Origin of the sequence: Agrobacterium sp. FDAARGOS_525 (genome assembly GCF_003938925.1) — a bacterium.
GTDB classification, from domain to species: Bacteria; Pseudomonadota; Alphaproteobacteria; order Rhizobiales; family Rhizobiaceae; genus Agrobacterium; species Agrobacterium pusense.
This window is the reverse complement of record NZ_RKIU01000004.1, coordinates 564,121-589,246: the sequence shown is the minus strand read 5'-3', so window position 1 is coordinate 589,246 and position 25,126 is coordinate 564,121. Positions and strand designations below refer to the sequence as shown.

The 25,126-nt window shown below is 59.9% G+C and carries 23 protein-coding genes, 1 pseudogene and 1 riboswitch; of the genes and pseudogenes, 19 read left to right on the top strand and 5 right to left on the bottom strand.

Going from position 1 to position 25,126, the window contains the following annotated elements:
* Positions 1 to 29: 29 nt before the first annotated feature.
* Together EGT36_RS19090 and argE are read right to left on the bottom strand one after the other, a co-directional pair.
* Positions 30 to 953, bottom strand: coding sequence for a 2-hydroxyacid dehydrogenase (locus EGT36_RS19090; RefSeq protein ID WP_125270851.1), 924 nt, complete (start codon positions 951 to 953; stop codon positions 30 to 32).
* Positions 954 to 974: 21 nt separating this feature from the next.
* Positions 975 to 2,099 (bottom strand): acetylornithine deacetylase, encoded by a 1,125-nt coding sequence (gene argE / locus EGT36_RS19085; protein WP_125270850.1) that lies wholly within the window; start codon positions 2,097 to 2,099, stop codon positions 975 to 977.
* 224 nt (positions 2,100 to 2,323) lie between these two features.
* Here argE and EGT36_RS19080 point away from each other — a divergent pair, with 224 nt between their 5' ends.
* From EGT36_RS19080 to EGT36_RS19060, 5 genes are all read left to right on the top strand, one after another.
* Complete coding sequence (locus EGT36_RS19080) at positions 2,324 to 3,202, top strand: GNAT family N-acetyltransferase (protein WP_125270849.1); 879 nt, start codon at positions 2,324 to 2,326, stop codon at positions 3,200 to 3,202.
* A gap of 125 nt (positions 3,203 to 3,327) precedes the next feature.
* A riboswitch (cobalamin riboswitch) is annotated at positions 3,328 to 3,561 on the top strand.
* 159 nt (positions 3,562 to 3,720) lie between these two features.
* Positions 3,721 to 4,752 (top strand): ABC transporter substrate-binding protein, encoded by a 1,032-nt coding sequence (locus tag EGT36_RS19075; RefSeq protein WP_037091027.1) that lies wholly within the window; start codon positions 3,721 to 3,723, stop codon positions 4,750 to 4,752.
* Positions 4,749 to 5,777, top strand: a complete 1,029-nt coding sequence (locus tag EGT36_RS19070) for a FecCD family ABC transporter permease (protein WP_172965674.1) — start codon at positions 4,749 to 4,751, stop codon at positions 5,775 to 5,777. Before EGT36_RS19075 ends, EGT36_RS19070 begins: the two co-directional genes overlap by 4 nt.
* A complete protein-coding gene (locus tag EGT36_RS19065) occupies positions 5,774 to 6,571 on the top strand; it encodes an ABC transporter ATP-binding protein (protein WP_125270848.1) in 798 nt (265 codons plus the stop codon). Before EGT36_RS19070 ends, EGT36_RS19065 begins: the two co-directional genes overlap by 4 nt.
* Positions 6,568 to 7,020 carry a pseudoazurin gene (locus EGT36_RS19060; RefSeq protein WP_044459780.1) on the top strand — a complete coding sequence of 151 codons (453 nt, stop codon included), beginning with the start codon at positions 6,568 to 6,570 and terminating at the stop codon, positions 7,018 to 7,020. The genes EGT36_RS19065 and EGT36_RS19060 overlap by 4 nt, the downstream gene beginning before the upstream one ends.
* Before the next feature lie 141 nt (positions 7,021 to 7,161).
* Here the strand turns inward: EGT36_RS19060 and EGT36_RS19055 are convergent, their stop codons facing one another.
* The gene (locus tag EGT36_RS19055; protein ID WP_112636674.1) at positions 7,162 to 7,986 is read right to left on the bottom strand and encodes a class I SAM-dependent methyltransferase; all 825 of its coding nucleotides are present in this window, start codon (positions 7,984 to 7,986) and stop codon (positions 7,162 to 7,164) included.
* Between the two features lie 113 nt (positions 7,987 to 8,099).
* On the opposite strand from EGT36_RS19055, the gene EGT36_RS19050 reads away from it, so the two are divergent.
* The 7 genes and pseudogenes from EGT36_RS19050 to EGT36_RS19020 all read left to right on the top strand — a co-directional run bounded on the left by EGT36_RS19050 (position 8,100) and on the right by EGT36_RS19020 (position 15,729).
* Positions 8,100 to 9,233 (top strand): ABC transporter substrate-binding protein, encoded by a 1,134-nt coding sequence (locus tag EGT36_RS19050; RefSeq protein ID WP_125270847.1) that lies wholly within the window; start codon positions 8,100 to 8,102, stop codon positions 9,231 to 9,233.
* A 98-nt stretch (positions 9,234 to 9,331) separates the two neighbouring features.
* Positions 9,332 to 10,471: an ABC transporter substrate-binding protein gene (locus EGT36_RS19045; RefSeq protein WP_125270846.1), complete on the top strand. Its 1,140-nt coding sequence runs from the start codon at positions 9,332 to 9,334 to the stop codon at positions 10,469 to 10,471.
* Positions 10,468 to 11,535 (top strand): FecCD family ABC transporter permease, encoded by a 1,068-nt coding sequence (locus EGT36_RS19040; protein WP_034498339.1) that lies wholly within the window; start codon positions 10,468 to 10,470, stop codon positions 11,533 to 11,535. The genes EGT36_RS19045 and EGT36_RS19040 overlap by 4 nt, the downstream gene beginning before the upstream one ends.
* Complete coding sequence (locus EGT36_RS19035) at positions 11,529 to 12,281, top strand: ABC transporter ATP-binding protein (protein WP_004438328.1); 753 nt, start codon at positions 11,529 to 11,531, stop codon at positions 12,279 to 12,281. The genes EGT36_RS19040 and EGT36_RS19035 overlap by 7 nt, the downstream gene beginning before the upstream one ends.
* Positions 12,282 to 12,366: 85 nt before the next feature.
* Positions 12,367 to 12,567: pseudogene (locus tag EGT36_RS19030) on the top strand (hypothetical protein); the annotation flags it as partial.
* 14 nt (positions 12,568 to 12,581) lie between these two features.
* Complete coding sequence (locus EGT36_RS19025) at positions 12,582 to 14,429, top strand: type I secretion system permease/ATPase (RefSeq protein ID WP_125270845.1); 1,848 nt, start codon at positions 12,582 to 12,584, stop codon at positions 14,427 to 14,429.
* Positions 14,416 to 15,729, top strand: coding sequence for an HlyD family type I secretion periplasmic adaptor subunit (locus EGT36_RS19020; protein WP_034498328.1), 1,314 nt, complete (start codon positions 14,416 to 14,418; stop codon positions 15,727 to 15,729). The genes EGT36_RS19025 and EGT36_RS19020 overlap by 14 nt, the downstream gene beginning before the upstream one ends.
* 24 nt (positions 15,730 to 15,753) lie before the next feature.
* On the opposite strand, the gene EGT36_RS19015 is transcribed toward EGT36_RS19020, so the two are convergent.
* Positions 15,754 to 16,674 (bottom strand): SMP-30/gluconolactonase/LRE family protein, encoded by a 921-nt coding sequence (locus EGT36_RS19015; RefSeq protein ID WP_172965673.1) that lies wholly within the window; start codon positions 16,672 to 16,674, stop codon positions 15,754 to 15,756.
* 33 nt (positions 16,675 to 16,707) lie between these two features.
* Entirely contained in the window at positions 16,708 to 17,421 is a 714-nt protein-coding gene (locus EGT36_RS19010; RefSeq protein ID WP_034498325.1) for a GntR family transcriptional regulator, read from the bottom strand.
* A gap of 103 nt (positions 17,422 to 17,524) precedes the next feature.
* Here EGT36_RS19010 and EGT36_RS19005 point away from each other — a divergent pair, with 103 nt between their 5' ends.
* The 7 genes from EGT36_RS19005 to EGT36_RS18975 are packed head-to-tail and all read left to right on the top strand — an operon-like array spanning position 17,525 to position 25,114.
* Positions 17,525 to 18,577 (top strand): Gfo/Idh/MocA family protein, encoded by a 1,053-nt coding sequence (locus EGT36_RS19005; RefSeq protein ID WP_125270844.1) that lies wholly within the window; start codon positions 17,525 to 17,527, stop codon positions 18,575 to 18,577.
* Complete coding sequence (locus tag EGT36_RS19000; RefSeq protein ID WP_034498321.1) at positions 18,570 to 19,586, top strand: Gfo/Idh/MocA family protein; 1,017 nt, start codon at positions 18,570 to 18,572, stop codon at positions 19,584 to 19,586. Before EGT36_RS19005 ends, EGT36_RS19000 begins: the two co-directional genes overlap by 8 nt.
* Positions 19,583 to 20,656 (top strand): Gfo/Idh/MocA family protein, encoded by a 1,074-nt coding sequence (locus tag EGT36_RS18995; RefSeq protein WP_072493613.1) that lies wholly within the window; start codon positions 19,583 to 19,585, stop codon positions 20,654 to 20,656. The genes EGT36_RS19000 and EGT36_RS18995 overlap by 4 nt, the downstream gene beginning before the upstream one ends.
* A gap of 22 nt (positions 20,657 to 20,678) precedes the next feature.
* Positions 20,679 to 21,950: an ABC transporter substrate-binding protein gene (locus EGT36_RS18990; RefSeq protein ID WP_004438356.1), complete on the top strand. Its 1,272-nt coding sequence runs from the start codon at positions 20,679 to 20,681 to the stop codon at positions 21,948 to 21,950.
* A 57-nt stretch (positions 21,951 to 22,007) separates the two neighbouring features.
* Complete coding sequence (locus tag EGT36_RS18985) at positions 22,008 to 22,976, top strand: carbohydrate ABC transporter permease (RefSeq protein ID WP_004438359.1); 969 nt, start codon at positions 22,008 to 22,010, stop codon at positions 22,974 to 22,976.
* Positions 22,969 to 24,012, top strand: a complete 1,044-nt coding sequence (locus EGT36_RS18980; protein WP_037091040.1) for a carbohydrate ABC transporter permease — start codon at positions 22,969 to 22,971, stop codon at positions 24,010 to 24,012. The genes EGT36_RS18985 and EGT36_RS18980 overlap by 8 nt, the downstream gene beginning before the upstream one ends.
* A 22-nt stretch (positions 24,013 to 24,034) precedes the next feature.
* Complete coding sequence (locus EGT36_RS18975) at positions 24,035 to 25,114, top strand: ABC transporter ATP-binding protein (RefSeq protein ID WP_125270843.1); 1,080 nt, start codon at positions 24,035 to 24,037, stop codon at positions 25,112 to 25,114.
* Positions 25,115 to 25,126: the final 12 nt, after the last annotated feature.

Here is a 25,126-nt window from a genome sequence, read left to right as displayed (position 1 = left end):
GATTTTCCTTTCTGAAACAGGCGTGATGATCAATATCCGCGGCGGCGGTCGACAAGGCCGAGCGGTTGAAGACCGGACTCGTGGCGTTTGATGTTTTCGACAACGGTGCGTGCCGCGGAATGGGGCTGAGTGACGCTGGCGATATGCGGCGTCAGAAGAATTTTGGGGTGGGTCCAGAAAGGATGGTCTTCGGGCAACGGTTCGGGATCCGTAACGTCGACCACTGCACCCGAGAGCCGGCCTTTATCGAGCGCATCGAGGAGTGCGCCGTGATCGAGCTGTCTGCCACGTCCGGCGTGAACAAGTCCCGCGCCATCGGGTAAAAGGCTCAGGCGCTGGGCGTTGAGAAGTCCGGTGGTCTCGTCGGTCAGCGGCAGCAGGCAGATGAGGATGTCGCTGGTGCAGAGTATGGCTTTCAGCCCGTCATCGCCATGGTGACAGGTGACGCCATCGATCTCGCGCGGCGACCGGCTCCAGCCGGCGAGCGGAAAGCCGAAAGTTCTTAACCGCTCCAGCGCTGCGACGCCCAGCATGCCGAGGCCAAGAACGCCAATCCGGCAGTCTTCTGCCTGCCGTTGCGGCAGCGCCTTCCACAACTGCTGCCGCTGCTGTTTCAGATAGGCGGGGAGATTGCGGTGAAGGGCGAGCACGCCGAGGCAGATATATTCCTGCATCATGCGGATGATCCCCTCATCCACCATGCGTACGACTTTCACCGTCTGCGGGACCGTATCGATGTGAAACTGGTCCACACCGGCCCCGATCGAAAAGAGGATTTCGAGGTTACGATAACGCGCTATATCTTCCGGCACCGTCCAGGTGATGAGGTAACGGACTGCATCGGGATCGACCTTGGAGGCATCCATTGCGAAGGGCAGATCCGGTAATTCGCCAGCCAGGGCCTGCCGGAAGATTTCGCCGCGTCTGGCGTCGGAGTTAAAGAGAAATGTCATCTGATCCGTGGTCTCGAGGGTTCAAGCCGTGCAGCGCCGGCCGAGCATTTCCAGCATCGACTGGCAGGCGGAAAGTTCGCCTGCGGTTATGAATTCGTCCGGTTTATGGGCGCGGCCGATATCGCCGGGGCCGCAGATGATGGCGTCGATGCCCGCTGCCTGAAAGAGCCCGGCCTCCGTGCCATAGCTGACGGCCGCGAGACCGGGAGTGCCGGTCAGTTCCTCCAAAAGCGAGGCAAGCGGGGCCTCGGCGGGAAGCGACAGCGCCGGATAGGCGCTCATCGGCAGCCATTCGATATCGGCACCTGTCGCGGTGAGCGCCTCCACGCTACGTCGTACCGGCTCCAGCAGGTCGATTGGCGAGACACCTGAAATAGCCCTTGCCTCCAGTTCTATGGCGCAATGATCGGGAATGATGTTGATCGCCTGTCCGCCGTTGACGGTACCGATCTGCAGGGACGAGTAGGGCGGCTCGAAGGTCTTCTCTAAAGGACCCCGGGTCAACGCGTCTGCCGCCTCCACCGCCGTCGCGATGATGCCTGCCATCAGATGAATGGCGTTCACTCCCTGATCGGGCCGTGAAGAATGGCCTGACCTGCCACGGATGCTGACCCGTGCCGCGGCTTTTCCCTTGTGGGCACGCACGGAACGCAAATTGCTGGGCTCGCCGATAATGGCGCCCGCCGGTGGCGCGCACAGTTCCGGCAGGCGCGCGATGAGATGGGGAACACCGCGGCAACCTGCCTCCTCGTCGTAGGAAAAGGCGATATGCACGGGGCGCTGAAGCGTCATGCGCGAATAGGCAGGGGCTGCGGCGAGGACGGTTGCCAGAAAACCTTTCATGTCGGTCGTCCCGCGTCCGTAAAACCTGTCGTTTTCCTTTCTCAGCCGGAATGGATCGGAGGACCATTCCGGTTCTCCGGCGGGTACCACATCCATGTGGCCGGACAGAATGTAACCGGCCCGATCGGCCGGTCCGAAGGTGGCGAAGAGATTGGCGCGGTCTCCCTCCGGCCCCGGAATCACGGATACTCTTGCGCCATGGCTTTCCAAATATTCGGCAATCCATCCGGCAATGTCGCCATTGGCCGTTCCCACCACTGACGGAAAGGCGACGAGACGCTCAAGGATTTCGATTGCGTTCATGGTCGTCCCCGTTGGCCCGTTATGATGGCCGCATTGCTCATTGCAAAAGCTTAGAACGGCCGAAGGCGTTTATCTGCTGAAAAGCGAGGTATTTCGGTAGATTGTTGTGTCCTTCCAGTGCTTTCAGAAAATTCGTGCTGGCATGGCTCGTTATCCTCGGACGTCATGGCTTGGACGCCGGGAACGCTGGTTCCCCGCGCTGGAGGGAGTGAGAGCCGTTTGCGATGGAGCTGCTCAAAGTCGATAGTTTCGAGTTGCGGACCGTGGATATTGCCGATGTGGAGGCAGATCGTCTGCACGCCCTCTCCATGGCGGTCGGATGGCGCTATCACGCCAATGAATGGTGTTTCCTGAGGCAATGCGGTGTCGGTCTCGCTGCGCTGGACGAGATCGACCGTGTTGTCGCGACAGCGATGCTCTTTCCCTATGATCAGGGTTTCGCGACGCTCGGCATGGTCATCGTATCGCCACGTCTGCAGGGGCGTGGCGTGGCGCCCTGGCTGGTGCGGCAGCTTCTGGCAAAATACCCGGCAACCGTCTTGCGGCTGAACGCCACCGACGTTTCACGTCGTCTTTTTGCAGGGCTAGGCTTTTCCGGAGATGCGGAAAAGGTGCAGCTGTTTCGGGGCAGGGCGCGCTCCCCTGTGCAGACACCGGGGCTTGGCAAAAAGCAACGGATCGAGCCCCTCTCGGAAGATCATTTGTCGGCGGTCGTGACGATTGACCGGGTGGCTTTGGGCGTATCGAGGCGGGGCGTGCTGCAACGCCTTCTGCGCGACAATACTGGCTATGGCCTTTTCGAGGTCGATCGTCTGGTGGCTTTCGCGCTGCGCCGGGCAGCCGGGCGAGGTCACATCGTCGGTCCGGTCGTCGCAGTTGAGGAGAAAGATGCGGTCGCGCTGGTGAGTCGGCATTTTGCCGATCTGGACGATCAGCTCGTCCGTCTGGATGCCGTGCAAGACCAGGGCGTATTGACCGATTTTCTGACGCAATCCGGCCTGGTCGTGATCGAAACTCTTACCACCATGTCGAAACAGACGCCGCAGCCTGCGGGTTCGGGTCCGGCGAGGATTTTCGCCCTTGCGGGTCCATCGCTGTGCTGAAGCGCAGTTTTGAACCGCCTCAATTCGACTGATTATGTGGTGGTCCTTTTTCGGGCGTCGCCCGACGCGATGCGTTCCGCTGCGCTAGAAACATGCTTTGATGATTGACGCACTGCCCCTTGACCCTTATGTGAGAAAGCGACGGTTCCTGCAGCCGAAAGGCGAAGGGATTAATAGGGAACACGGTGCGGGTGATGATTATCGCCCAATGCCGTGGCTGCCCCCGCAACTGTAAGCGGATCGCCGCTCATCCTCGTGACGCCGATGGCGTCATGCCACTGCATTCTCCGGAATGCGGGAAGGCAGATGAAAGGCGCAAATCCGTGAGTCAGGAGACCTGCCGTCAAAATATAAACCATCGTTACGGGCGGGGAAGCCCGGAAGAGGAGATTGTAATGTTATTTCATAACATTTGGTTTGCGTCCTGTTACCGTTCTCCGTACAAGACGTTCCGTGGTTGCTGCGCGTTCTGACGCCGCTGCTCTGGAACAAGCGATTTCATTTCGATTGGAGAACACATGTTTCATTCTGGACGCCTGCCGGTCCGCGCCGGCTTTCTCGCTGCTGCGCTTGCAGTTCTGCCCGCCGCCACCGCCAATGCTGCGGAAACGGTATATCCTTTGACAATCAAAAGCTGCGGTCACGACATCACCTTCAAGCAGCCGCCCGCCCGCGCCGTCTCCGTCGGCCAGAGCACGACTGAGGTTCTTTATCTGCTCGGGCTGGCCGACAAGGTCGTTGGCACGGCCCTGTGGATCGGCCCGGTCCTTGCGGGCTATGAGCAGGCCAATTCCAGGGTGGAGCGTCTGGCCGACAATGATCCAAGCTTCGAGGCCGTCGTCGGAAAGAGGCCGGACCTCGTCACAACGCAGTTCCAGTGGCAGATCGGCCCCGAGGGCGTTGTCGGTACGCCAGCGCAATTCGCCGAACTCGGCATTCCTGTTTACACCTCGCCGGCAGATTGCGTGGGCAAGGACAATTCCGGGGGCGGCGACGGCGTGCGCAAGACCGGCTTCACAATGGATTTGATCTATCAGGAAATCCGCGACCTCGCGCAGATTTTCAACGTCCAGGATCGCGGCGAAGAAGTGGTCAATGATCTCAAAAAACGGGAAGATGCTGCCCGCGCGAAGATTGCTTCCGCAAACGGCAAGCTTTCCGCCGTGTTCTGGTTCTCCAGCGCGGAACTGGATATCGATCCCTATGTGGCGGGCCGCAATGGCGCGCCCGGCTACATCATGTCGGCGCTCGGCCTGAAGAATGTGATCGAGAGCGACGAAGAATGGCCAACGGTCGGTTGGGAAACCATCGCCAAGACCAATCCTTCGGTGATTGTGGCCGGAAAGATGGACCGCCGCCGTTTCCCGGCTGACGACATCGCCGTCAAGCAGAAATTCCTCGCCACCGATCCCGTGGCCAGCATCATGCCAGCTGTGAAGGAAGGTCACGTCTTCGAGATGGATGCTCAGGCGATGAACCCGACCATCCGGACGATCGAAGGCATTGAAACGCTGGCTGAGGCAATTTCGGCTGCCGGTCTCGCCAAGTGAGCGGGTTTTCAATCCATCTCGGCAGAGGAGGGCTGGTTTTTGCCGCGCTCGCCCTGCTGCTAGGCGCGCTGATGGCCGGGGCGGCCATCGGCGAAACCGCCATTCCATTCGATGTGGTGGCGAAAACCATCGCCAACCGGGTGTTTGACGCCGGTTATCCGCTGGAACCGCTGGATGAGGGAATTGTGTGGAGCTATCGTCTCAGCCGCGCCGTCGTGGCCGCCTGCTGCGGGGCTTCACTGGCGCTTGCCGGCGCGGTTCTGCAATCGCTGCTGCGCAACCCGCTTGCCGACCCCTATATCCTCGGTATTTCCGCGGGCGCCTCCACCGGAGCGGTGGGCGTGGCCCTTCTCGGCTTTGGGGCGGGCTTTCTGACAATGCCGGCGGGGGCACTGATCGGTGCCTTCGTCGCATTCTCGCTTGTCAGTCTTCTGGCGGTGCGTGCAGGGCACGGCAACAGTGCCATCATCCTGGCCGGGGTGGCTGGTTCGCAACTGTTCAATGCCATGACGTCCTTTATCGTCACCAAATCCGCCAATGCCGAACAGGCGCGCGGTATCATGTTCTGGCTGCTGGGGAACCTCTCGGGTGTGCGCTGGCCGGATGTGTGGCTGGCCCTGCCGGTCAGTGTTGCCGGTCTTGCGGTTTGCCTCTGGCACGCCCGGGCGCTTGATGCTTTCGCCTTCGGCGGGCAGGCGGCTGCCTCGCTCGGCATTCCGGTGCGGCGGACCTATGCATTACTGATCTCGGTTTCGGCGATCATGACGGCGGTGATGGTCTCGCTGGTCGGGTCCATCGGCTTTGTCGGCCTCGTCATTCCCCACGCGGCACGCATCTTCGTCGGCGTCCGCCATGGGCTGCTGCTGCCGGTGACAGCATTGACCGGTGCAGTATTCATGATCATCGCCGATATTCTCTCCCGCATTGTCATTCCCGGGCAGGTGCTGCCCATCGGCGTTATCACCGCGCTCGTCGGCGCGCCCGCCTTCGCCTTCATCCTCGGACAGAAGAGGGGACGTTCGTGAAGCTATCCGCTCATGACCTGAAATTTCGCGCAGGCAATATCGACATCGTACGCGGTGTCTCGCTCGATGTCGGCTCCGGAGAGTTTCTCGGCATAATCGGCCCGAATGGGTCCGGTAAAAGCACGCTGCTCTCCATGCTGGCCGGCATCCGCAAGCCGCGCCACGGTCACGTCATGCTCGGCGGCGATCCGCTCGCCTCCCTCGGACGGCGTGAACTCGCTCGCCGGCTGGCTTTTGTGGAGCAGCAGGCCGAAACCACCGAGCGCATCACGGCACGACAGGCGGTGGAATTGGGGCGCACGCCCTATCTCGGTCCACTTTCGGCGTGGTCTGCGCATGACGACGCGATCGTCGAGGCCGCGCTCGATAATGTCGACATGGCCGACAAGGCGGAGCGCAGCTGGCACCACCTTTCCGGTGGTGAGCGCCAGCGACTGCATATCGCCCGCGCATTGGCGCAGGAGCCCAATATTCTGCTGCTGGACGAGCCTACCAATCACCTCGACATCGGCCACCAGATCGGCTTGCTCGATCTGGTGCGCCGGCAGGGATTGACCGTTGTGGCGGCCCTTCATGATCTCAATCACGCCGCCATGTTTTGCGACCGCGTCGCCATTATGCATCGCGGTGAGATGATCGCCATCGGCGCGCCGCGCGAAGTCCTGACGCCGGCAACGATAGCGTCCGTCTTCGGAGTGGAATGCGTTGTGACGGTTGATGGAAGCGGCTTTTCGCACATTCGTTTTCTGCCGGCCCACGGACGGGCCGATCATGCAAGAAAGGTCATGGCATGATGAAATTGCTGAGGCTTGCAAGAGTTGCAGGCGTTGCCGTGCTCATGGGGTCGGGTTTATCCGTACATGCCTCGGCAGAAACCTTCGAGGTGAAAATGCTGAACAGGGGCGAGAAGGGCCCAATGGTGTTCGAGCCCGATTTTCTGGAGATCACCGCCGGTGATCGCGTCCGCTTCGTGCCGACCCACAAGAGTCACAATGCCGCGACCGTTGAGGGGATGGTTCCCGAAGGTGTGGAAGGTTTCAAAAGCCGGATCAATGATGAATTCGAGACCGGTTTCGACAAGCCGGGTTTCTACGGTATCAAATGCTCACCGCATTATGGCATGGGCATGGTCATGCTGATCAAGGTCGGCGATGCGACCCTGCCGCAGAGCTACCGGACGGTCGATATGCCAGCTCGGGCAAAACCGCGCTTCGAGGAACTTTTTGAGCGCGCGGAAAAATGAGGTGCCGGTCGGTCCGTGCAACAGGGCAGGGGATCCGCCCCCCAGTCACCGTTGCGCATTGGTCATCAGAAGACAGTCTTCTACGGTCAGGGACTTGACGCTCTGGATCTCACAATCTGGCCTGAGGACACATACGGAGCCTCAGGTTTTGCCTGTGATGCCCGGCTTCACCGCGCAGACTGCATAACGATGCTGCAGTCCCCGGAGTATACCTTTCAGCAGGCTGAAATTTTTCGCCTGGGCGCGGTGAATGGCCTGGAGTTCCTGATCGATTGCAACAGGTTCGAAACCCGTCTGTCGCAGAAGCGCTGCAACTTCGCCGGCTCTCGCACCGTTTGAAAAATAGACACGCGACAGGATGCTGGTGAAGGTATTTTCCGGATCCGCTGGCTTGTGCGGCTGATCCTGTTTGACCAATCCCAAGCCTTCGAGACCTGCCGCAAGTTTCTTTACCAGTTTTTCGCGCCAGCTAGTATTGACGAAATCGCCATCCACGATCAGCAGGCGTCCACCCGGTTTCAGCACTCGGAACCACTCCGCGAAACTTGCCCGTGGATCGACCAGCGTCCAGACCAGATGGCGGGTGATGATGACATCGGCGCTCTCATCCGGCTCCATCGTGTTTTCGGCATCGCCGACGAAGAAACGGATGCTACGCCCACGGCTTTTTGCTTTTTCACGGGCAAGCGCCAGCATTGTTTCGGACCAGTCCATGCCGGTAACCTGAAATCCCAGATCGTCCATGAGGTGAGAGATGACGCCGGTGCCGCTGGCAAGATCGAGCGCGCTGCGCCCCTCACCCGGACCAAGATGTTTCAAGATCAGCGCGTGCCACGCCTCTCGCTCCTCTTCGGAGAAAATTTCATGGCCGGGGGAGAGGTCGAAAGTCGCGGCGCGGCCGGACCAGTAGGCTTTGATTTCGTCTCTCAGGCTGTCGTTTTTGCCATATTCTATGGTGTCGATCATTGGTCTTCAGCTCATGTACCGGTCAGTTAAGAATGGCTCTAAAACATAAATGTTGACTAGTACAGTCAGAAAATAATACAGCCGCGCCAGTTAACACTGGAGAGCAATATCCGATGCGCATCTCAGCCAAATCTGCGGCATTTGCCCTTGGCCTTCTCGTATCTGCCGCATGGCCGGCATTGGCCGAAAAGGTCACCGTCAAGGATGTGACCGGCCGGGATGTCGAAGTCAACGTTCCCGTTTCGCACGTCATTCTCGGCGAAGGCCGGCAAATTTACTTCCTGGCGGCGCTCGACAAGGAAAACCCTTTCCAGCACGTGGTCGGCTGGCGTGACGATCTGTCGAAGGCCGATCCGGAAACCTACGACGCCTATCTCGCCAAATACCCCGATATCGCCAAGCTGCCGACTTTCGGCGGCATGAAGGATGGCACCTTCGATGTCGAGCAGGCCGTTGCCCTGAAGCCCGACGTCATTCTGATGAACATCGACGCGAAGACGGCGACCGAAGAGGCAGGTTACATCGAAAAGCTCGCAAAGGTCGGCATTCCGCTGGTCTATGTCGACTTCCGCGAAAAGCCGATGGAAAACACCGAGCCGAGCATGCGTCTGATGGGCAAGCTGATCGGCAAGGAAAAAATCGCGGAAGACTTCATCACGTTCCGGGCGGAATCCATCGCGAAGGTAACGGACACGCTTGAAAAGGCAAATCCAAAGAAACCTGTAGTGTTCATGGAGCGTGCCGGCGGTTACTCCGACGATTGCTGCATGTCTTTCGGCAACGAGAATTTTGGCAAGATGGTGGAGCTGGCGGGCGGCGTCAACATGGCCAAGGATATTATTCCGGGCACCTTCGGCACCGTCAATCCTGAGCAGATCATCGCTTCCAACCCGGAGCAGATCATCATCACCGGCGGCAACTGGAACGGTTATGTTCCCGGCGGCAACTGGGTCGGCGTCGGTTACGGCGCGGATGTGAAGGAGGCCCGTCGCAAGCTGGAAAACCTGACCAAACGCCCGGCTTTCACAGGCGTCCAGGCCGTGAAGGATGGCAATGTCCACGCCATCTGGCACCAGTTCTATAACAATCCCTATCAGTTCGTGGCTATTCAGGAAATCGCCAAGTGGCTGCACCCTGATCTCTTCAAGGATCTAGATCCCGAAGCCACGTTCAAGGAACTTCACGCCCGCTTCCTGCCGCTTGAATACAAGCCCGGCTACTTCGTTTCGCTGAAGGATGCGAAATAAGACAGGGACGGTGAAGGAGGAGCGCCGGTCCACTCGATGGATGAAGCCGCAGCCACGCGGCTTCATCGTTTTGTTTTGAACTTGATGAGGACCTTCTCATGCGGCTCAACGCCCTCAGGCATCTTGCGATGCTGGCCTTCTCCCTTCTCGCCGTCGCGGCTCATGCCGGGGAGATCATCGATGTCACCGGACGCAAGATCGAGCTGGACCTGCCGGCGAAGCGTGTCATCGTTGGCGAGGCGCGCCAGGTTCACGTCATCGCGGCGCTAAAGGGCGACCAGACTTTCGATACTATTGTTGGCTGGCGTGACGACCTGCTCAAGAAGGACCCGGACAGCTACGCCGCCTACGTCGAGCGTTTCCCCGAGATCGAGAAACTGCCGCGCTTCGGTTACGTGCCACAGGGGGATTTCAGCCTCGAGTCGGCCATCACGCTTTCGCCTGATGTCATCACACTCAATCTCGAAGCGGAGAAATCAGCCAAGGAAAGCGGTTTCGAAGAAAAAGCCGAAGCTGCGGGTATCAAGGTCGTCTATCTCGATTTTCGCATCGATCCCGAAAAGAACAGTGAAGCCTCGGTCGAAATCCTCGGCAAACTCTTCGGCGCCGAAGAGCGCGCGAAGGACTTCATCGCCTATCGCCGTGCCGAAATCGCGCGTGTGACCGACCGGCTCGCCAGCGTCAAGGACTTGAAGCGCCCTAACGTCTTCATTGAGCGTTCGCCCGGCATTTCTGGTGAAAACAACTGCTGCCGCACTTTTGGCCCGGCCAATTTCGGTGCCATGGTCGATCTCGCCGGTGGTCGCAATATTGCCGATGGCATCATCAAGACGACCTTTGGCGACCTCAATCCCGAACAACTCGTCGTTGCCGATCCCGAGCACGTGATTGTCACAGGTTCGAACTGGGCGGCTGAATCCGACATCAATCAGTTCGTTCCCGTAGGACGCGGTGCGGATATGGCTCTTTCCCGTGAGCGGCTGGCCAACCTGATGAAGCGCACGCCGTTTCCGGAACTGACGGCCGTCAAGCAAGGCAACGTGCACGCCGTCTGGCACCAGTTCTATGGCGCGCCTTACGAGTTTTTCCCGATCCAGCAATTCGCCAAGTGGTTTCACCCGGACCTCTTCGCCGATCTCGATCCGGAAAAGAATTTCGAGGAGTTTCACCGGAAATTCCTTCCCGTCACCTACAAGCCCGGCTATTTCGCCTCGCTCGAAAAAGGTTTGAACCAATGAGTTCGCTGAATGAAAGCGCCGTTGGCGTCAGCGGGCGCGATCAATATCGCGCCCTTGCCGCGCGCAGGATCGTCATCCTCTTCGGGCTTTTCATCGCCCTGTGTTTCAGCATGGCCGCAGACATGGCGCTCGGTCCGGCTCGCTACACCCTCTCCGAAGTGCTTGCGACCATCGCCGATCCGGCCGCGGTGGGAAACCAGCTGCGTGTGGTCATCTGGGACATCCGCATGCCGATCGCGCTGATGGCCGTCACCGTCGGCGCGTCGCTTTCGGTGGCGGGCGCTCAGATGCAGACCATCCTGTCGAACCCGCTCGCCAGTCCGTTCACGCTCGGCATCTCGGCCGCCGCAAGCTTCGGTGCGGCGCTGGCGCTCGTCGGCGGGGTGGCGATCTTTCCGGGCGCCGTGCACTACATGGTGCCGATCAATGCCTTCATCATGGCAATGGTTGCGGCCCTTTTCATCCATTTCGCGTCGACCCTTCGCGGTGTGACGGTTGAAACGATCGTGCTGCTTGGCATCGCACTGGTCTTTACCTTCAATGCGGCGCTGTCGCTGCTCGAATACCTCGCTTCCGAACAGGCGCTTGCCGCCGTCGTCTTCTGGACCATGGGCAGCCTGACGAAGGCGACCTGGGACAAGGTCTATGTCACCGCCGCCATTCTTCTCGTTACCGTGCCGATGTTCATGCGCAATGCCTGGGCGCTGACGGCGCTCAGGCTTGGCGATGACAAGGCGGCCAGCATGGGCATCAATGTGCGCCGTCTGCGGCTGCAGACGATGCTGACGGTCAGCCTGCTGGCCGCCATTCCGGTTTCTTTCGTCGGCACAATCGGTTTTGTCGGGCTGGTGGGGCCGCACATCGCCCGCATGCTGGTGGGTGAAGATCAGCGCTTCTTCCTGCCGGGTTCGGTGATCTGCGGAGCATTACTGTTGTCTGCAACCTCGGTCATCAGCAAGATACTCATTCCCGGCGCTGTTCTGCCGATCGGCGTCATCACGGCGCTGGTGGGCGTACCTTTCTTTTTCGCGCTTATTTTCGGTAACAGGAGACGCGCATGGTAGCCCTCGCATTGAAGGATGTTGGCGCCGCCTATGGGCGCACCACGGTTCTCTCCAAGGTGGGCATCGATACGCTCGAAAGCGGTAGCGTGACGGCGGTGATCGGCCCGAATGCCGCCGGCAAGTCGACGCTTTTTAAGCGCATCGCCAGCCTGATCTCCGGTCCCGGGCTGGTGGAACTTTCCGATACCGCCCGTGGAGACCGCGCCATCTGCTACATGCCGCAGGACACCGGCGCAAACGCGGTACTGACGGTCTATGAATCCGTTCTGCTTTCCGCCAAGCAGGGCGGCGGCTGGCGCGTTCAGGATCATGAGCTGTTCGAGATCGACGCCATTCTCAAGGCGCTGAAAATCCATGACCTTGCCTTCCGCGGGCTTGGCGAATTGTCAGGCGGCCAGCGCCAGCTGGTCTCGCTGGCACAGGCGCTTGCCCGCAAGCCGGAGGTGCTGCTGATGGATGAGCCGACTTCCGCACTCGATCTCCACCGGCAGATCGAGGTTCTGGGCTTCGTCACCGAACTGGCGCAGAAGACAGGCATGATCGTTCTGATTGCTCTGCATGATCTCAACCACGCGCTGCGCTATTGCGAGAAGACGATGGTGATCGCACAGGGCGAAATGGTGGTGAGCGGCAGCACGGAAGCGGTGATAACATCCGACATGCTGCGCGAAATCTATCGCATCGATGCACGTATCGAACCCTGCTCGCAGGGCAGGCCGATGGTCATCGTCGACGGGGCAATCTGACGATGGAAGAATCCGGCTGCAAAAATTGCCGGGTTCCCTGATAACTCGGGCCATGGCCCGCGTCGGCGCACTAATTCTCGATGATGAGGATGGTACGGACAAGCTCGATGTATCCGCCTGGGGCGCAACATCGGTGGACGATTTGTTGTGGTATGATGATAATGGAAATGCCGTTATCCTCTTGGCCACAGACACGTCCGTCTCCGTCACGCTGAACGGCGTCGATGTCAATGTACTCGACGCATCGGACTTCATTTTCGCCAGCGCATCGGCGCTTGCTGCGTAAAGGAAAAACCGGCTGTGGGCTTTCAAAACCAGCAGCAGACACCGCCGCAGTCCCTCACTGCGGCGGTCGTTTTGCCCCTCAAGACTACGTTTTTCGGCCTCACGCTCGTCAGCGGTGTCGTCAACATATTGGCGCTGACGTCGCCGCTTTTCATGTTGCAGATCTATGACCGGGTACTGGCAAGCGGCAGTCTGCCGACCCTGGTCGGGCTCGCACTTCTTGCTCTCGGGCTTTATGGTTTCCAGTGCCTGCTCGATATCATCCGTGCCCGTGTCCTGATCCGTATCGGCGAAGACTTCGACTTGCGCTACTGCCGCAGAGTGCATGACGCCGTGGTGCGCCTGCCGCTCGTCAACCGCATGCCGGGTGACGGCCTTCAGCCGCTGCGTGATCTCGACAATGTACGCGGCTTTTTATCCGGCACGGGTCCGACTGCCTTTTTCGACCTGCCGTGGATGCCGCTTTATCTCGGCATATGTTTCCTGTTCCATTTCTGGATCGGTGCAACGGCGCTTGGCGGCGCTGTGCTGCTGGTCTCGCTCACAATTTTCACCAATATCTTTTCTCAAAAACCAATCCGCGACACCATGGTGGAAAACATGGTCCGCAACCGGCAGCTGGAGGCCTCCCGCCGCAACGCAGAGGTGGTGCAGGCCATGGGGCTTGGTGGCCGGCTCGGTAAACGCTGGCAAAATTCCAACGAGGCCTATCTCGCCGCCAATCGCAGGGCGGGCGATGTGGCAGGCGGCCTCGGCAATATCGCAAAATCGCTTCGGGCCGTTCTACAATCGGCAATTCTTGCTGTCGGCGCTTGGCTCGTCATCGAGCAGGAAGCCTCCGGCGGCGTGATGATCGCCAGTTCGATCATGATGGGCCGGGCACTGGCGCCTGTCGATCTCGCCATTTCCAACTGGAGGTCCTTCGCGGCGGCCCGGCAGAGCTGGGCACGGCTGAGAGAGCTTTTTTCGCAAATGCCGGCCGATGCCGCTGCCATGGCCCTGCCGAAGCCAGAGAAGGAATTACGGGTCGAGAATGTCACCATCGTTCCGCCGGGCGGAAAAAAGCCCATCGTTGCTGGGCTCGGTTTCGTCGTGACAGCGGGAAACGCGCTCGGCATCATCGGTCCGTCAGGTTCGGGCAAATCGACGCTATCGCGCATTCTCACCGGCGCGTGGATGCCTGCCGCCGGCAAGGTGCGGCTCGATGGCGCAAGCTTCGATCAGTGGGACCGGGAAGCGCTTGGCCGCCACATCGGTTATCTGCCGCAGGGCGTGGAACTTTTTGAAGGCACCATCGGGGAGAATATCGCCCGTTTCGCGGACAACCCAGATCCCGAAGCCATCATCGCTGCAGCTAGGGCTGCCGGCGCACATGAGCTGATCCTGCGTTTCGAAAAGGGGTATGACAGCGATATAGGCGAGGCGGGTTCAGCTCTCTCAGCCGGGCAGCGCCAGCGCATCGGTATGGCCCGCGCTCTTTATGGCAATCCCTTTATCGTGGTGCTGGATGAACCCAACGCCAATCTTGACGCGGAAGGCGAGGCGGCAGTGGTCCGGTCGATTGCCTCCGTCAAGGCGCGCGGTGGTATTGCCGTTGTCGTCGCCCATCGGCCAAGTGCCATCGGTGCGGTGGATTTCATCCTGATGATGGAAGAGGGAAGGATGAAGGCCTTCGGCCCGCGCGACGAGGTGCTGTCCAAGGTGCTGCGTATTCCGCAGGGGCAGGGCGGCAAAGGTTTCACCGCATCCGCGCAAACGGTCTCACCGCTGCGCGTCGTGGCCAATACCCAGGCCCGACCCGCCGGGCTGGAAGACGGCCGTGAAGAAAACAGCCGGAAGGGAGAGATGGATGTCAAAGATTGATCAGCGCAGCAGCGTTTCCCGCTCCATCCGCAAGCATCTCTTTGCGGGACTCGCCGCAAGCATTGCGCTTCTGGCCGGTGTCGGGGGCTGGGCCGCGACGACCCGTCTTGCCGGTGCAGTCGTCGCCTCCGGTCATCTGGTTGTGGATTCGTACACGAAAAAGGTCCAGCATCCGAGCGGCGGTGTCGTCGGTGAAATTCTTGTGAATGAAGGCGAGAGGGTGAAGGCCGGCGATGTGGTCATGCGTCTCGATGCGACGCAGACCCGTGCCAATCTCGCCATCGTGACCAAGCGCCTGGACGAACTGACTGCACGGATGGCCCGACTGGAAGCCGAGCGGGACGATTTGCCTGAACTCGCCTTTCCGCGGACTCTGATCGCGCGCATGGATGACCCGAATGTCGCTTCTGCCATGCGCAGTGAAACGAAGCTGTTCGAATTCCGCAAGTCCTATCGAGAGGGCAGGAAAGCGCAGCTATCCGAGCGCATCACCCAGTTCGAACATGAGATCGAAGGTCTGAAGGCGCAGGAAGTGGCCTATGATAACGGGCTTGCGGTGTTGCAGGCTGAAATTGCCTCGCAGAAATCCCTGCGCGAACAGGGTGTCGTCTCCGTGCAGCGGCTGAACAGCCTGCAGACTCAGGCCGCGACATTCGGCGGGGAGCGCGGCGAAAAAATCGCCTATCAGGCACAGACTGCGGGGCGCATCACCGAAACCAAGCTGCAAATCCTTCAGATCGATCAGGAATTGCGGACCGAGGTCGGGAGGGAACTGCGCGAAATACAGGCCCAGATGGGCGAATTCGTCGAGCGCAAGGTTGCCGCCGAAGATCAATTGAAACGCATTGATATCGTCGCGCCGCAATCCGGCACGGTGCATGAAATGGCTGTGCATACGGTAGGGGGCGTTGTAACGCCGGCCGATCCGATCATGCTGATCGTACCTGACGGAGATGACCTTGCGCTCGAGGTGCAGATCCTGCCGAAAGATATCGACCAGCTTCAGGTGGGGCAAAAGGCCATGCTGCGCATGACCGCCTTCAATCAGCGTGTCACGCCGGAGCTGGAAGGTCATGTCAGCCGCATTGCGGCGGATATCACGACAGATCAGCGCACCGGGCTCTCCTATTATCTGGCACGGATTTCCGTCCCGGTTACCGAGCGGAAGAAGCTGAACAATGCGCCGCTGGTGCCGGGCATGCCCGCCGAGGCCTTTATCCAGACCAGCGAAAGAACGGCACTGTCCTACATCGCCAAACCGCTGACGGACCAGATCAGCCGCGCCTTCCGGGAGGACTAGGATTTCGAACCCGACCTGAGGGCGTTATCCACCTTCGCCAAAACGGAAGCCGGCGAACCCTCTCGTTTGCGTCGGGATAGCCCAGACGCCGCCCGAAAATGGCGCTTTCTCAAGCCGGTCTTCGGACATGTTGTGGCAGTGTGATGTCAGGAAAAGGATGCTGAAATCAGGCCCTCCGAAGCAGGGCATCGTGGGGTGAGGGACAGGAGCCGCAATCGCGTTCGTCAGCTTGCCATCGGGCGAGAAAATGTTCAACACGCCAGCGGAAACGCCCGCGCTGTAATAGTTGCCGTTGCTATCGAGACAGCCGCCATCGGGTCTTCCTGTTTCTTCGGTCATCCGGGCCACCTGTACACCCTCATCGAAGGTGCCGTTCAGGCGGTCGAATTTTCGCCGGCGTATCCATTTCTGGACGGAATCGCTTTGCCACATGATCGATCCGTCGGCAGAAAAAGCGAGGCCGTTCGGGCATGTCAGCCCGGTCTGCATGCGCTCGGCGCTTTTTTCGGTGATCCGCCAAAGCTCGCCATGGGGCTCCATGTCCGAAAGCGGCACATTGTGCATTGTTCCCACCCAGAAAGCGCGGTCGGGGCCGATCCGTCCGTCATTCAGCCGGCACGGGATGCCTTCGGGTGCCGGAATGGAATGGAGGAGACGCGTTTTGCCGCTGTCCGGATCGAGGATGATGATGTCCATGCCACAAGTGACGATGAGTTCGCCGTTCTGGCAAAGGCCGAGACTTGAAACTGTCCTGGGGAACGGCCATTCTTGATAGACGCCGGGCTCAAGACCTGCGCACCGCACGGTCTTTCCGAGAATATCGCACCAGAAAAGCACCTGTCGCCGCTCGTCCCAGACAGGGGATTCCGCCAATGTACTCATCGTGTCGCACAGAAGTTTCGTTTGCGACATGGCAAGCGCTTGTCCGGGATTTGCCGTATTCATGATGTTCGAACCGTTGAAAAAGATGCCGCAGAATTACTCGAAATAGTCCTGGTGGTTCTCGAAGACTTGCGAAAGAATGCCGAGGACACGTCTCAGATGTTTGCGCAAATTATCGGTCGCGCGGGCTTCGTCTCCTGCCCTGATTGCGTCATATACCGCCTCATGTTCGGAAAGCAGGCGTGCCATATGCGCTTCGTCGGTTATGGCGAGTGCGCGCAGTCGATCCAGCCCCGCCTTCTCGCGGATCAGCAGGGATTCCAGTCTTTCAAGCCCCGTCGCGGCGGCAAGCGCGCTGTGGAATTGGTCGTCATGAACGCGGAAAGCCTTTCTGTCTCCATTGCGCATTGCTGCCCGCTGGCCGTTCAGGGCGTGTTCGATCTCCTGTTCCGCTTCCGCTGTCAGGCCGATCTGGCACAGCCTGCACACTGCCGCCACCTCAAGTGCCTCGCGGATGAATTGCGCGCTGCGGATGTTCTTTTCCGATAATCTCGAAACATAGGTGCCGCGGCTTGGCAGCGTCACGATCAAACCATCGTCGCGCAGACGGCTCAGCGCCTCCCGCACCGGGGTTCGGCTGGAATTGAACGACTGTCCGATTTCGTTTTCCGAGACTGCCTGACCGGGAAAAAGCTCCCGCGAAAGGATGGCGGATTTCAGCGCGGAATAAATCTGGTCCACGACCGGACGGTTAAGGTCCAGTCGCTCCATTGTCGGCACGGTGCCGCCTGTCACGGGAATTTTCGGCATATACCCTCCAGCGTTCTCATAACCGGTATACCGGAACACAAGTCTGTTGACAACCGGCATACCGGTATGCAAATGATTGCGCATTGGGAAGGAGGCTCCCGAAATGCAAAATATCAAGACCTGCGTCATCGTTGGTGCCGGAATGGTAGCGAAGACGCATGTGCTTGCCTGCGCGGCAAGCCCTGAAAAAATTCGCCTGAAAGGCGTAGTCGATGGTGGCTCCGGCCGCGCCAAGGCGCTGGCCGCCGAAGCCTCGAAAAACACCGGATATGAAGTTGCGGTTTATTCCTCAGTCGAGGAGGCGGCGCGCGATACGGATGTCGATTTCGCCATCATCGCAACACCGCCAAATGCCCGTATTGATATCGTCGGGAAACTGGCGAAAGCCGGCAAGCACATCCTGATGGAGAAGCCCGTCGCTCGCAATACGCAGGAAGCAGACGGTCTTGTTGCCCTTTGTCGCGAGGCAGGTGTTACTCTCGGCATCATCTTCCAGCACCGCATGCGGGCTGCATCGCAAAAAGCCCGTGAGCTCGTTGATGGCGGCACGCTCGGCGCACTAGGCCTCTGCGAAATCTCCGTGCCCTGGTGGCGGGCGCAATCCTATTACGACGAACCGGGTCGCGGCACGCTGGCGCGCGATGGCGGCGGCGTTCTGATCTCCCAGGCAATTCATACGATCGATCTGGCATTGAGCCTGACGGGGCCAGTGGCCCGTGTTCAGGCCATGGCTGCGACGACGCGGTTCCATCGCATGGAAACCGAAGATTATGTTTCTGCCGGACTGCGCTTCAAGAACGGTGCCGTTGGCTCGCTGGTGGCAAGCACCGCAAGTTTCCCCGGCGCTGCGGAATCGATCCTGCTGCACTTCGACAATGCCAGCCTGCGGCTCGCTTCGGGTCTGTTGCATCTCGACTGGCGCGATGGCCGGCAGGAGACTTTTGGCGGCGCGGCCGCTGGCACGGGCGGCGGCGCCGACCCCATGGCTTTCACGCATGGATGGCATCAGGGCGTCTTCGATGATTTCGCAGACGCCATCTCTTCAGGACGCGCGCCGGTCGTCACCGGTGAAGCGGCTCTTTTGTCTCACAGATTGATCGACGCGATCATCAACTCGGCCGACACCGGCAAGGAAGTGGAACTGCAGGATGAGTAAAGCAATCAAGTTCGTCGCTCTCGGGATTGAGCACCGGCACATTTTCGGCATGGCCCAGAACCTGCTGGATGCCGGCGCCGAATTTGCCGGCTGGTGGACGGAAGGCGAGCCCGATGTCGTGGAAGGCTTCGTCAAGCGCTTCCCGGATGTGCCGCGCGCAGCATCGAAAGAGGCGCTGCTGGCTGACGGCACCGTCGATCTCGTCGTGATCGCCGATATTCCCTCCAAGCGCGCCGATCTCGCGATTGCCGCCATGGAAGCCGGCAAGGATGTCATGTCCGACAAGCCCGGTTGCACCACATTCGAACAGCTCGACCGCCTGCGCCAGACGGTGGCAAAGACCAAGCGCATCTGGACCGTGGATTTCTCCGAGCGCTTCGAAGTGCCAAGCGTGACCAAGGCTGCTGAACTCGTTGCCCAGGGCGCCATCGGCCGCGTCATCCAGACTGTCGGCCTCGGCCCGCACCGCCTGAACCGCCAGATTCGCCCGAAGTGGTTCTTCGAGCGCGAAGCCTACGGTGGTATCATCACCGACATTGCCAGCCACCAGATCGACCAGTTCATGTTCTTCACCGGCTCGACCGAGGTTGAGATCGTGTCCGCCACCGTTGCCAATTACGCCAACCCGCACGATCCGGGTCTTCAGGATTTCGGCGAGGTCGTGCTGCGCGGCGACAAGGGTCACGGCTATATCCGCGTCGACTGGTATACACCGGATGCGTTGCCGACGTGGGGTGACGGCCGTCTGACCATCCTTGGCACCGAGGGTTACATCGAGCTGCGTAAATATGTTGACGTCGGCAACACCGAAGGCACTGATCGCCTCGTTCTCGTGAATGGCGACCGCTGCGAGTATATTGATGCTTCCGGTGCTGGCCTGCCCTATTTCGCCCGTATCTGCGACGATATCCGCAACCGCACCGAAACGGCAATGACGCAGGAACACGTCTTCAAGGTCTGCGACCTCTCGCTTCAGGCGCAGGCCAAGGCTGAGGGAGCCTCGAAATGATTGGTGTTGCCATCATCGGCGCCGGCATCGGCGCCCAACATCTGACCGGTTATCGGGCGCTGCCAAAGCGCTTCGTCGTCAAGGCGATCTGCGATCTCGATCTGGAGCGCGCCCACTCCGTCGCCGGCGATGATACCTCCATTCGTCTGACCACCGATCTCGATGAGGTTCTGGCCGATGAGAGCATCCAGCTGATCGACGTCTGCCTGCCGCCGCACCTGCATTTTCCGGTGACGCTGAAGGCGCATGCGGCGGGCAAGGACGTCGTCTGCGAAAAGCCGTTGGTTCGCTCTCTGGAAGAAGCCAATGCGCTGATCGACTCCGTCAAGAAGACCGGTCGCGGCGTGTTTCCCGTCTTCCAGTACCGCTTCGGACAGGCGATGCGGCAGATGCGCGCGCTCATCGATGCCGGTCTTGCCGGCAAGGCCTTCGTCGCGAGCTCGGAAGTCCATTGGAACCGTGGCGCGAGCTATTACGACATTCCCTGGCGCGGCACCTGGAAGGGTGAATGCGGCGGTGCAATCCTCGGTCATGCCATTCATGCCCATGATCTTCTCTGCCACGTCCTCGGTCCGGTCGAGGAAGTTTTCGCCATGGCCGATACGCGGGTCAACAAAATCGAAACCGAAGATTGCGCAGCACTCAGCTTCCGCATGAAAAGCGGTGCGCTCGCGACTAGCTCGGTCACGCTCGGCGCGGCCGAAGACACCTCGCGCCTTCGTTTCTGCTTCGAGGGCTTCACGGCGGAGAGCGGCACCTTGCCGTATCGTCCGGCGGAAGACACCTGGCGTTTTATCGCCCGCGCCCCGACGACACAGGATCAGATCGACGCCGTTCTGGCGACCGTAGCGGATGGCGAAAACGGCTTTGCCGGTTTTGTCGAAGCCATTGCCGACGCGATGGAAGGACGCGGCGGCAAGGAAGTGACGGTTCATGACGGCTTGCAGTCAATCGAACTCGTGACAGCCATCTACCGGTCCGTCCGGGAAGGAAAGCCGGTTCGTCTGTCCGACGCCGCCGAAGGTGAGTGGATCAAGGGCTGGGCTCCGAGCGCATCCGCAAAAGCATAATCATCTAACGGGAGGAAACCAGATGACCAGAAAATACAGCATGGCATTGGCGCTCGCCATTGGCGCGGCGTCCTTTGCCGGTGCCGCGCAGGCGGCCCAGGAAGTGCGCTTCACCTGCGCTTATGACGGTAACGGCTGCGAAATCCTGAAGGATATTCTCGCACGTTACGAAAAGCAGCATCCCGATGTGAAGATCGTCACCGATGTCGTGCCCTACAAGGCGCTGCTGGAAGGTCTGCCCGTGCAGCTCGCCGGCGGCAGCGGTCCTGACTTCGCAACCGTGACCGATCTTGGCGGTCTCAACCGCTATTATCTCGATCTGACGCCCTATGTGGACGCGAAATATTGGGAAGACAATTTCTCCAACGTGCTGAAATGGTACCGCAGCGGCCCTGACGACAAGGGCATCTACGGCATGCACACGCAGCTCACCATCACCGGCGCCTTCATCAATCGCACCCTGTTCGATCAGGCAAACGTCGCCGTTCCCGGCAAGGATGCAACGCTGGATGACTGGGCAAAGGCCGCCAATGCCGTAGCCAAGGCAACCGGCACGCCTTACCCGATGGCGATCGACCGTTCCGGCCACCGCATCGCCGGCCCGGCCATTTCTTACGGCGCGAAGATTTTCGACGCTGACGGGAAGCCGATCCTCGTCGATGAAGGCTTCACCACGTTCGTGAAGAAGTTCGTGGAGTGGAACAAGGACGGCACCATGGCGCGTGACGTCTGGGCCGGACAGGGCGGCAATACCTACCGCGACGCCGCGCAGGAATTCATCAACGGCCAGCTGGTCTATTATTATTCCGGCAGCTGGCAGACAGCGCGCTTCGACAGCCAGGTGGGCGATGCCTTTGACTGGGAAGTCGTGCCGCAGCCCTGCGGTGGCGCAGCCTGCACCGGCATGCCCGGCGGCACCGGCATCGTCGGTTTCAAGCAGACCAAAAACCCGAAGATCGTTGCCGACATCCTGAACTTCCTTGCTCAGGACGAGAACTATCTGGACTTTACGGTGCGCACCCGCAACGTTCCGGCCAACAAGTCGGTGGCTGACAAGGGCGTGACCTATACCGGTGCGACGCCTGCGACGCAGAAGGCCATGAATGCCTGGCTCGACCAGATCCCAGGTCTCAGCCCGATTGCCTACGCCTACCAGGGCTACAAGAACAACCGCGCCATGTTCAACATCTCAGTCCAGCGCATCACGCAGGCTATCGTCGGTGAAAGCACCGTTGATGAGGCCATGGCCCGTGCGAAGACGGACCTTGAGGAAGCGTTGAAACAGGCGAAGTGATCCATCGCCTTCCGGCGCGGCGCATGCCGCGCCGCGCCGGATCGAAGGAGGACCCTCATGTATAAATTTCTTGCGCCCGTCATGGGCATTGTCGAACTGCCCTTTTCCTTCCTGCAGAAGGTTCTTGGCCACAGGCGGATTGCGTGGGTGTTTCTGACGCCCAACCTGATCCTCTTTGCGGTCTTTGCCTTCCTGCCGATCCTGCTGAACATGGCCTATTCCGTGACCGGCAGCGAACACATATTGCTATCCGAGCGCCCTTCGGTGGGCGGCGAAAACTTTTCGGTCCTTCTTTCCTGTCAGAATTATCTCGACCCCAATTCCTGTGCGCGCGATCTCTTCTGGCGTTCCGTCTGGAACACGCTGTTCTTCGTCGTGCTGCAGGTGGGTTTCATGGTCGGCTTTTCGCTGATCACGGCCATCGTGCTCAACCGCGATATCCGGGCGCGCGGCTTTTTCCGTGCGGTGTTCTTCTTCCCTGTTTTGCTGTCGCCTGTCGTCGTGGCCTTGATCTGGAAGTGGATACTCCAGCGTTTCGGCGTTCTCAATGCGGCGATGGAAGGCCTGGGCCTCGGTTCGGTGGACTGGCTGCTCGAGGCCAATCTTGCCTTCGGCTGGTCGGTCTTCCTGTCGGTCTGGGCGCATATGGGTTTTTACACGCTCATTCTCCTCGCCGGCCTTCAGGCGATCCCGCGCGATGTCTACGAGGCGGCGCAGCTGGACAAGGCAAGCCCATGGCGCATCTTCCGGCGCATCACCCTGCCGCTGCTTGCGCCCACCATGCTCGTCGTTCTCGTCCTGTCGGTCATCAAGGGCGTGCAGACTTTCGATGAAGTCTTTGCCTTTACCGGCGGTGGCCCGGGTTCGGCGACGACCTTCATCATTCAATTCATCTATCAGACCGGCTTTGCCGGGACGCCCCGGAATTTCGGACTTGCGGCTGCCGCTTCGCTGCTGCTCGCCGTGGTGCTCGTGGTGCTGACCGCCCTGCAATTCCGGGCAAACAGGAGCAAGGTCGATGGCTAGGATTGGCGCATTTCTGACCCGTACCCGCGGCCGTAACGGCAAGCTGCATTGGACCGACTGGCTGTCCTACGCCTATCTCGGCGTGGCCGTGCTGATGATGTTCGGTCCTGTCGTTTGGCTGGTGCTCTCGTCGTTCAAGACGGAAGCCGATCTCCAGCGCTTTCCGCCACGGCTGCTGCCCTATAGCCAGGAAACCGTGGTGGTTGACGGGCAGCCAAATCCGCTGCCGGCCTATGTCGACAAGGATGGCCGCAAGCTCGGCATGATCAGGCGTATCGGCCTCGTGGCGCAGGTGGTTGATCCCGCCAAGCCGGCGGAAGTGCTGAAGATGCAGTTCAACGAGCTGAAGCCGGCTGAAAAGGTGGCGCTCGCGACGGAAAACTACACCGAGCTTTTCCAGCGCTTCAATTTCCCGCTCTATTTCTGGAACTCGACCTTCATCACGGTCACCTCGACCATCATCATGCTGATCGTCAATTCCATGGCGGCCTTCGCGCTCTCGAAATATCAGTTCAAGGGCAGGGGCGCCGTGCTGGCGCTGGTGGTCGGTACGCTTATGATCCCGCAGACCGTCGTGCTTGTGCCGTTGTTTCTCATCACCAGCCAGCTCGGTTTGATCAACAGTCTCTGGGGCGTCATCATTCCCGGTGCGGCGACACCCACGGGCGTCTTCCTGCTGCGGCAATACATGCTGACGATACCGGACGAGATCCTCGATGCGGCGCGCATGGACAAGGCCAGCGAGTGGAAAATCTACTGGCGCATCATCCTGCCGCTCTCGGCACCCGCGCTCGCGGTTCTCGCGATCCTTGCGATCATGTGGCGCTGGAACGACTTCCTCTGGCCGCTGATCGTGCTGACCCGCAACGACAACTTCACCCTGCAGCTGGCACTTAACTCCTTCCAGGGCGAGATGACGACGGAATGGAGCAATCTTCTGGCCATGACGGTGCTGACACTCGCCCCGATCGCGCTGGTCTTCATGTTCCTGCAAAAATATATCGCCACCGGCATTGCGTCCACGGGCGGCAAATAATCCTCAGGGAGGAAATACGACAATGGCAAGTATAGAGCTTCGTCAGGTCAAAAAAACATATGGCGCCCTCGATGTGATCAAAGGCGTTGATCTCGATATCAAGCACGGCGAATTCTGCGTGTTCGTCGGCCCTTCCGGCTGTGGCAAGTCCACCCTGCTGCGCATGATCTCCGGCCTTGAAGAGTTGAGCGGCGGCGATATCGTCATCGGCGGTGATGTGGTCAATACGGTGCCGGCTGCGGACCGCGGCCTTGCGATGGTGTTCCAGTCCTACGCGCTTTATCCGCATATGACAGTGCGCGAAAACCTCTCTTTCGGGCTTGAGAATATCGGCACGCCAAAGAAGGAGATCGCCGAGAAGATCGCGCAGGTTGCCAAGATGCTGCAGATCGATCAGCTTCTCGAGCGTCGTCCCAAGGATTTGTCGGGTGGGCAGCGCCAGCGCGTCGCCATCGGCCGCGCCGTGGTGCGGGAACCTCGCGTGTTCCTCTTCGACGAACCGCTTTCCAACCTCGATGCGGAACTGCGCGTCGACATGCGCGGTGAGATTTCCAGTCTGCACCGGCGTCTCGGCAACACCATGATCTACGTCACGCATGATCAGGTGGAAGCCATGACCATGGCCGACAAGATCGCCGTTTTGCGGGCTGGTAAACTCGAACAATTTGACGTGCCGCTCGACCTTTACAACCGCCCGGCCAATCTCTTCGTGGCAGGCTTTATCGGCTCTCCGAAAATGAACTTTTTCGCAGGCGAAGTGTCTTCGGACGCGACACCTGCGCTTAAAATCGCGACGGGCGAGTTGATCCCGCTGCCACAGACCGGCTTTGCCTATAAGCCCGGCCAGAAGGTGACGCTCGGCATCCGCCCGAACCATGTGGAGCCGGGCGAGGGCGGCGCGTTGACCATGTCGGTGCGCACGGCGGAACAGCTGGGCGGGGAGTCCTATCTCTACGGTAATCTCGGTGACGGCACTCCTGTAACGTTGCATCTTTCCGGCCAGACCTCGACATCGGCGGGCGAAGTCATCCGCCTTTCGGCGCCACTTCAACACGTCCACCTTTTCGACACGACGAGCGGGCTGACGCTCCGGCAGGACTGACAGCCTTAGGCA

Bases quoted from the DNA above. Each gene is read 5' to 3' on its own strand.
- EGT36_RS19090 (WP_125270851.1), bottom strand. From the start codon at position 953: ATGACATTTCTCTTTAACTCCGACGCCAGACGCGGCGAAATCTTCCGG.
- argE (WP_125270850.1), bottom strand. From the start codon at position 2,099: ATGAACGCAATCGAAATCCTTGAGCGTCTCGTCGCCTTTCCGTCAGTG.
- EGT36_RS19080 (WP_125270849.1), top strand. From the start codon at position 2,324: ATGGAGCTGCTCAAAGTCGATAGTTTCGAGTTGCGGACCGTGGATATT.
- EGT36_RS19075 (WP_037091027.1), top strand. From the start codon at position 3,721: ATGTTTCATTCTGGACGCCTGCCGGTCCGCGCCGGCTTTCTCGCTGCT.
- EGT36_RS19060 (WP_044459780.1), top strand. From the start codon at position 6,568: ATGATGAAATTGCTGAGGCTTGCAAGAGTTGCAGGCGTTGCCGTGCTC.
- EGT36_RS19055 (WP_112636674.1), bottom strand. From the start codon at position 7,986: ATGATCGACACCATAGAATATGGCAAAAACGACAGCCTGAGAGACGAA.
- EGT36_RS19050 (WP_125270847.1), top strand. From the start codon at position 8,100: ATGCGCATCTCAGCCAAATCTGCGGCATTTGCCCTTGGCCTTCTCGTA.
- EGT36_RS19045 (WP_125270846.1), top strand. From the start codon at position 9,332: ATGCGGCTCAACGCCCTCAGGCATCTTGCGATGCTGGCCTTCTCCCTT.
- EGT36_RS19040 (WP_034498339.1), top strand. From the start codon at position 10,468: ATGAGTTCGCTGAATGAAAGCGCCGTTGGCGTCAGCGGGCGCGATCAA.
- EGT36_RS19035 (WP_004438328.1), top strand. From the start codon at position 11,529: ATGGTAGCCCTCGCATTGAAGGATGTTGGCGCCGCCTATGGGCGCACC.
- EGT36_RS19020 (WP_034498328.1), top strand. From the start codon at position 14,416: ATGTCAAAGATTGATCAGCGCAGCAGCGTTTCCCGCTCCATCCGCAAG.
- EGT36_RS19015 (WP_172965673.1), bottom strand. From the start codon at position 16,674: ATGAATACGGCAAATCCCGGACAAGCGCTTGCCATGTCGCAAACGAAA.
- EGT36_RS19010 (WP_034498325.1), bottom strand. From the start codon at position 17,421: ATGCCGAAAATTCCCGTGACAGGCGGCACCGTGCCGACAATGGAGCGA.
- EGT36_RS19005 (WP_125270844.1), top strand. From the start codon at position 17,525: ATGCAAAATATCAAGACCTGCGTCATCGTTGGTGCCGGAATGGTAGCG.
- EGT36_RS19000 (WP_034498321.1), top strand. From the start codon at position 18,570: ATGAGTAAAGCAATCAAGTTCGTCGCTCTCGGGATTGAGCACCGGCAC.
- EGT36_RS18995 (WP_072493613.1), top strand. From the start codon at position 19,583: ATGATTGGTGTTGCCATCATCGGCGCCGGCATCGGCGCCCAACATCTG.
- EGT36_RS18990 (WP_004438356.1), top strand. From the start codon at position 20,679: ATGACCAGAAAATACAGCATGGCATTGGCGCTCGCCATTGGCGCGGCG.
- EGT36_RS18985 (WP_004438359.1), top strand. From the start codon at position 22,008: ATGTATAAATTTCTTGCGCCCGTCATGGGCATTGTCGAACTGCCCTTT.
- EGT36_RS18980 (WP_037091040.1), top strand. From the start codon at position 22,969: ATGGCTAGGATTGGCGCATTTCTGACCCGTACCCGCGGCCGTAACGGC.
- EGT36_RS18975 (WP_125270843.1), top strand. From the start codon at position 24,035: ATGGCAAGTATAGAGCTTCGTCAGGTCAAAAAAACATATGGCGCCCTC.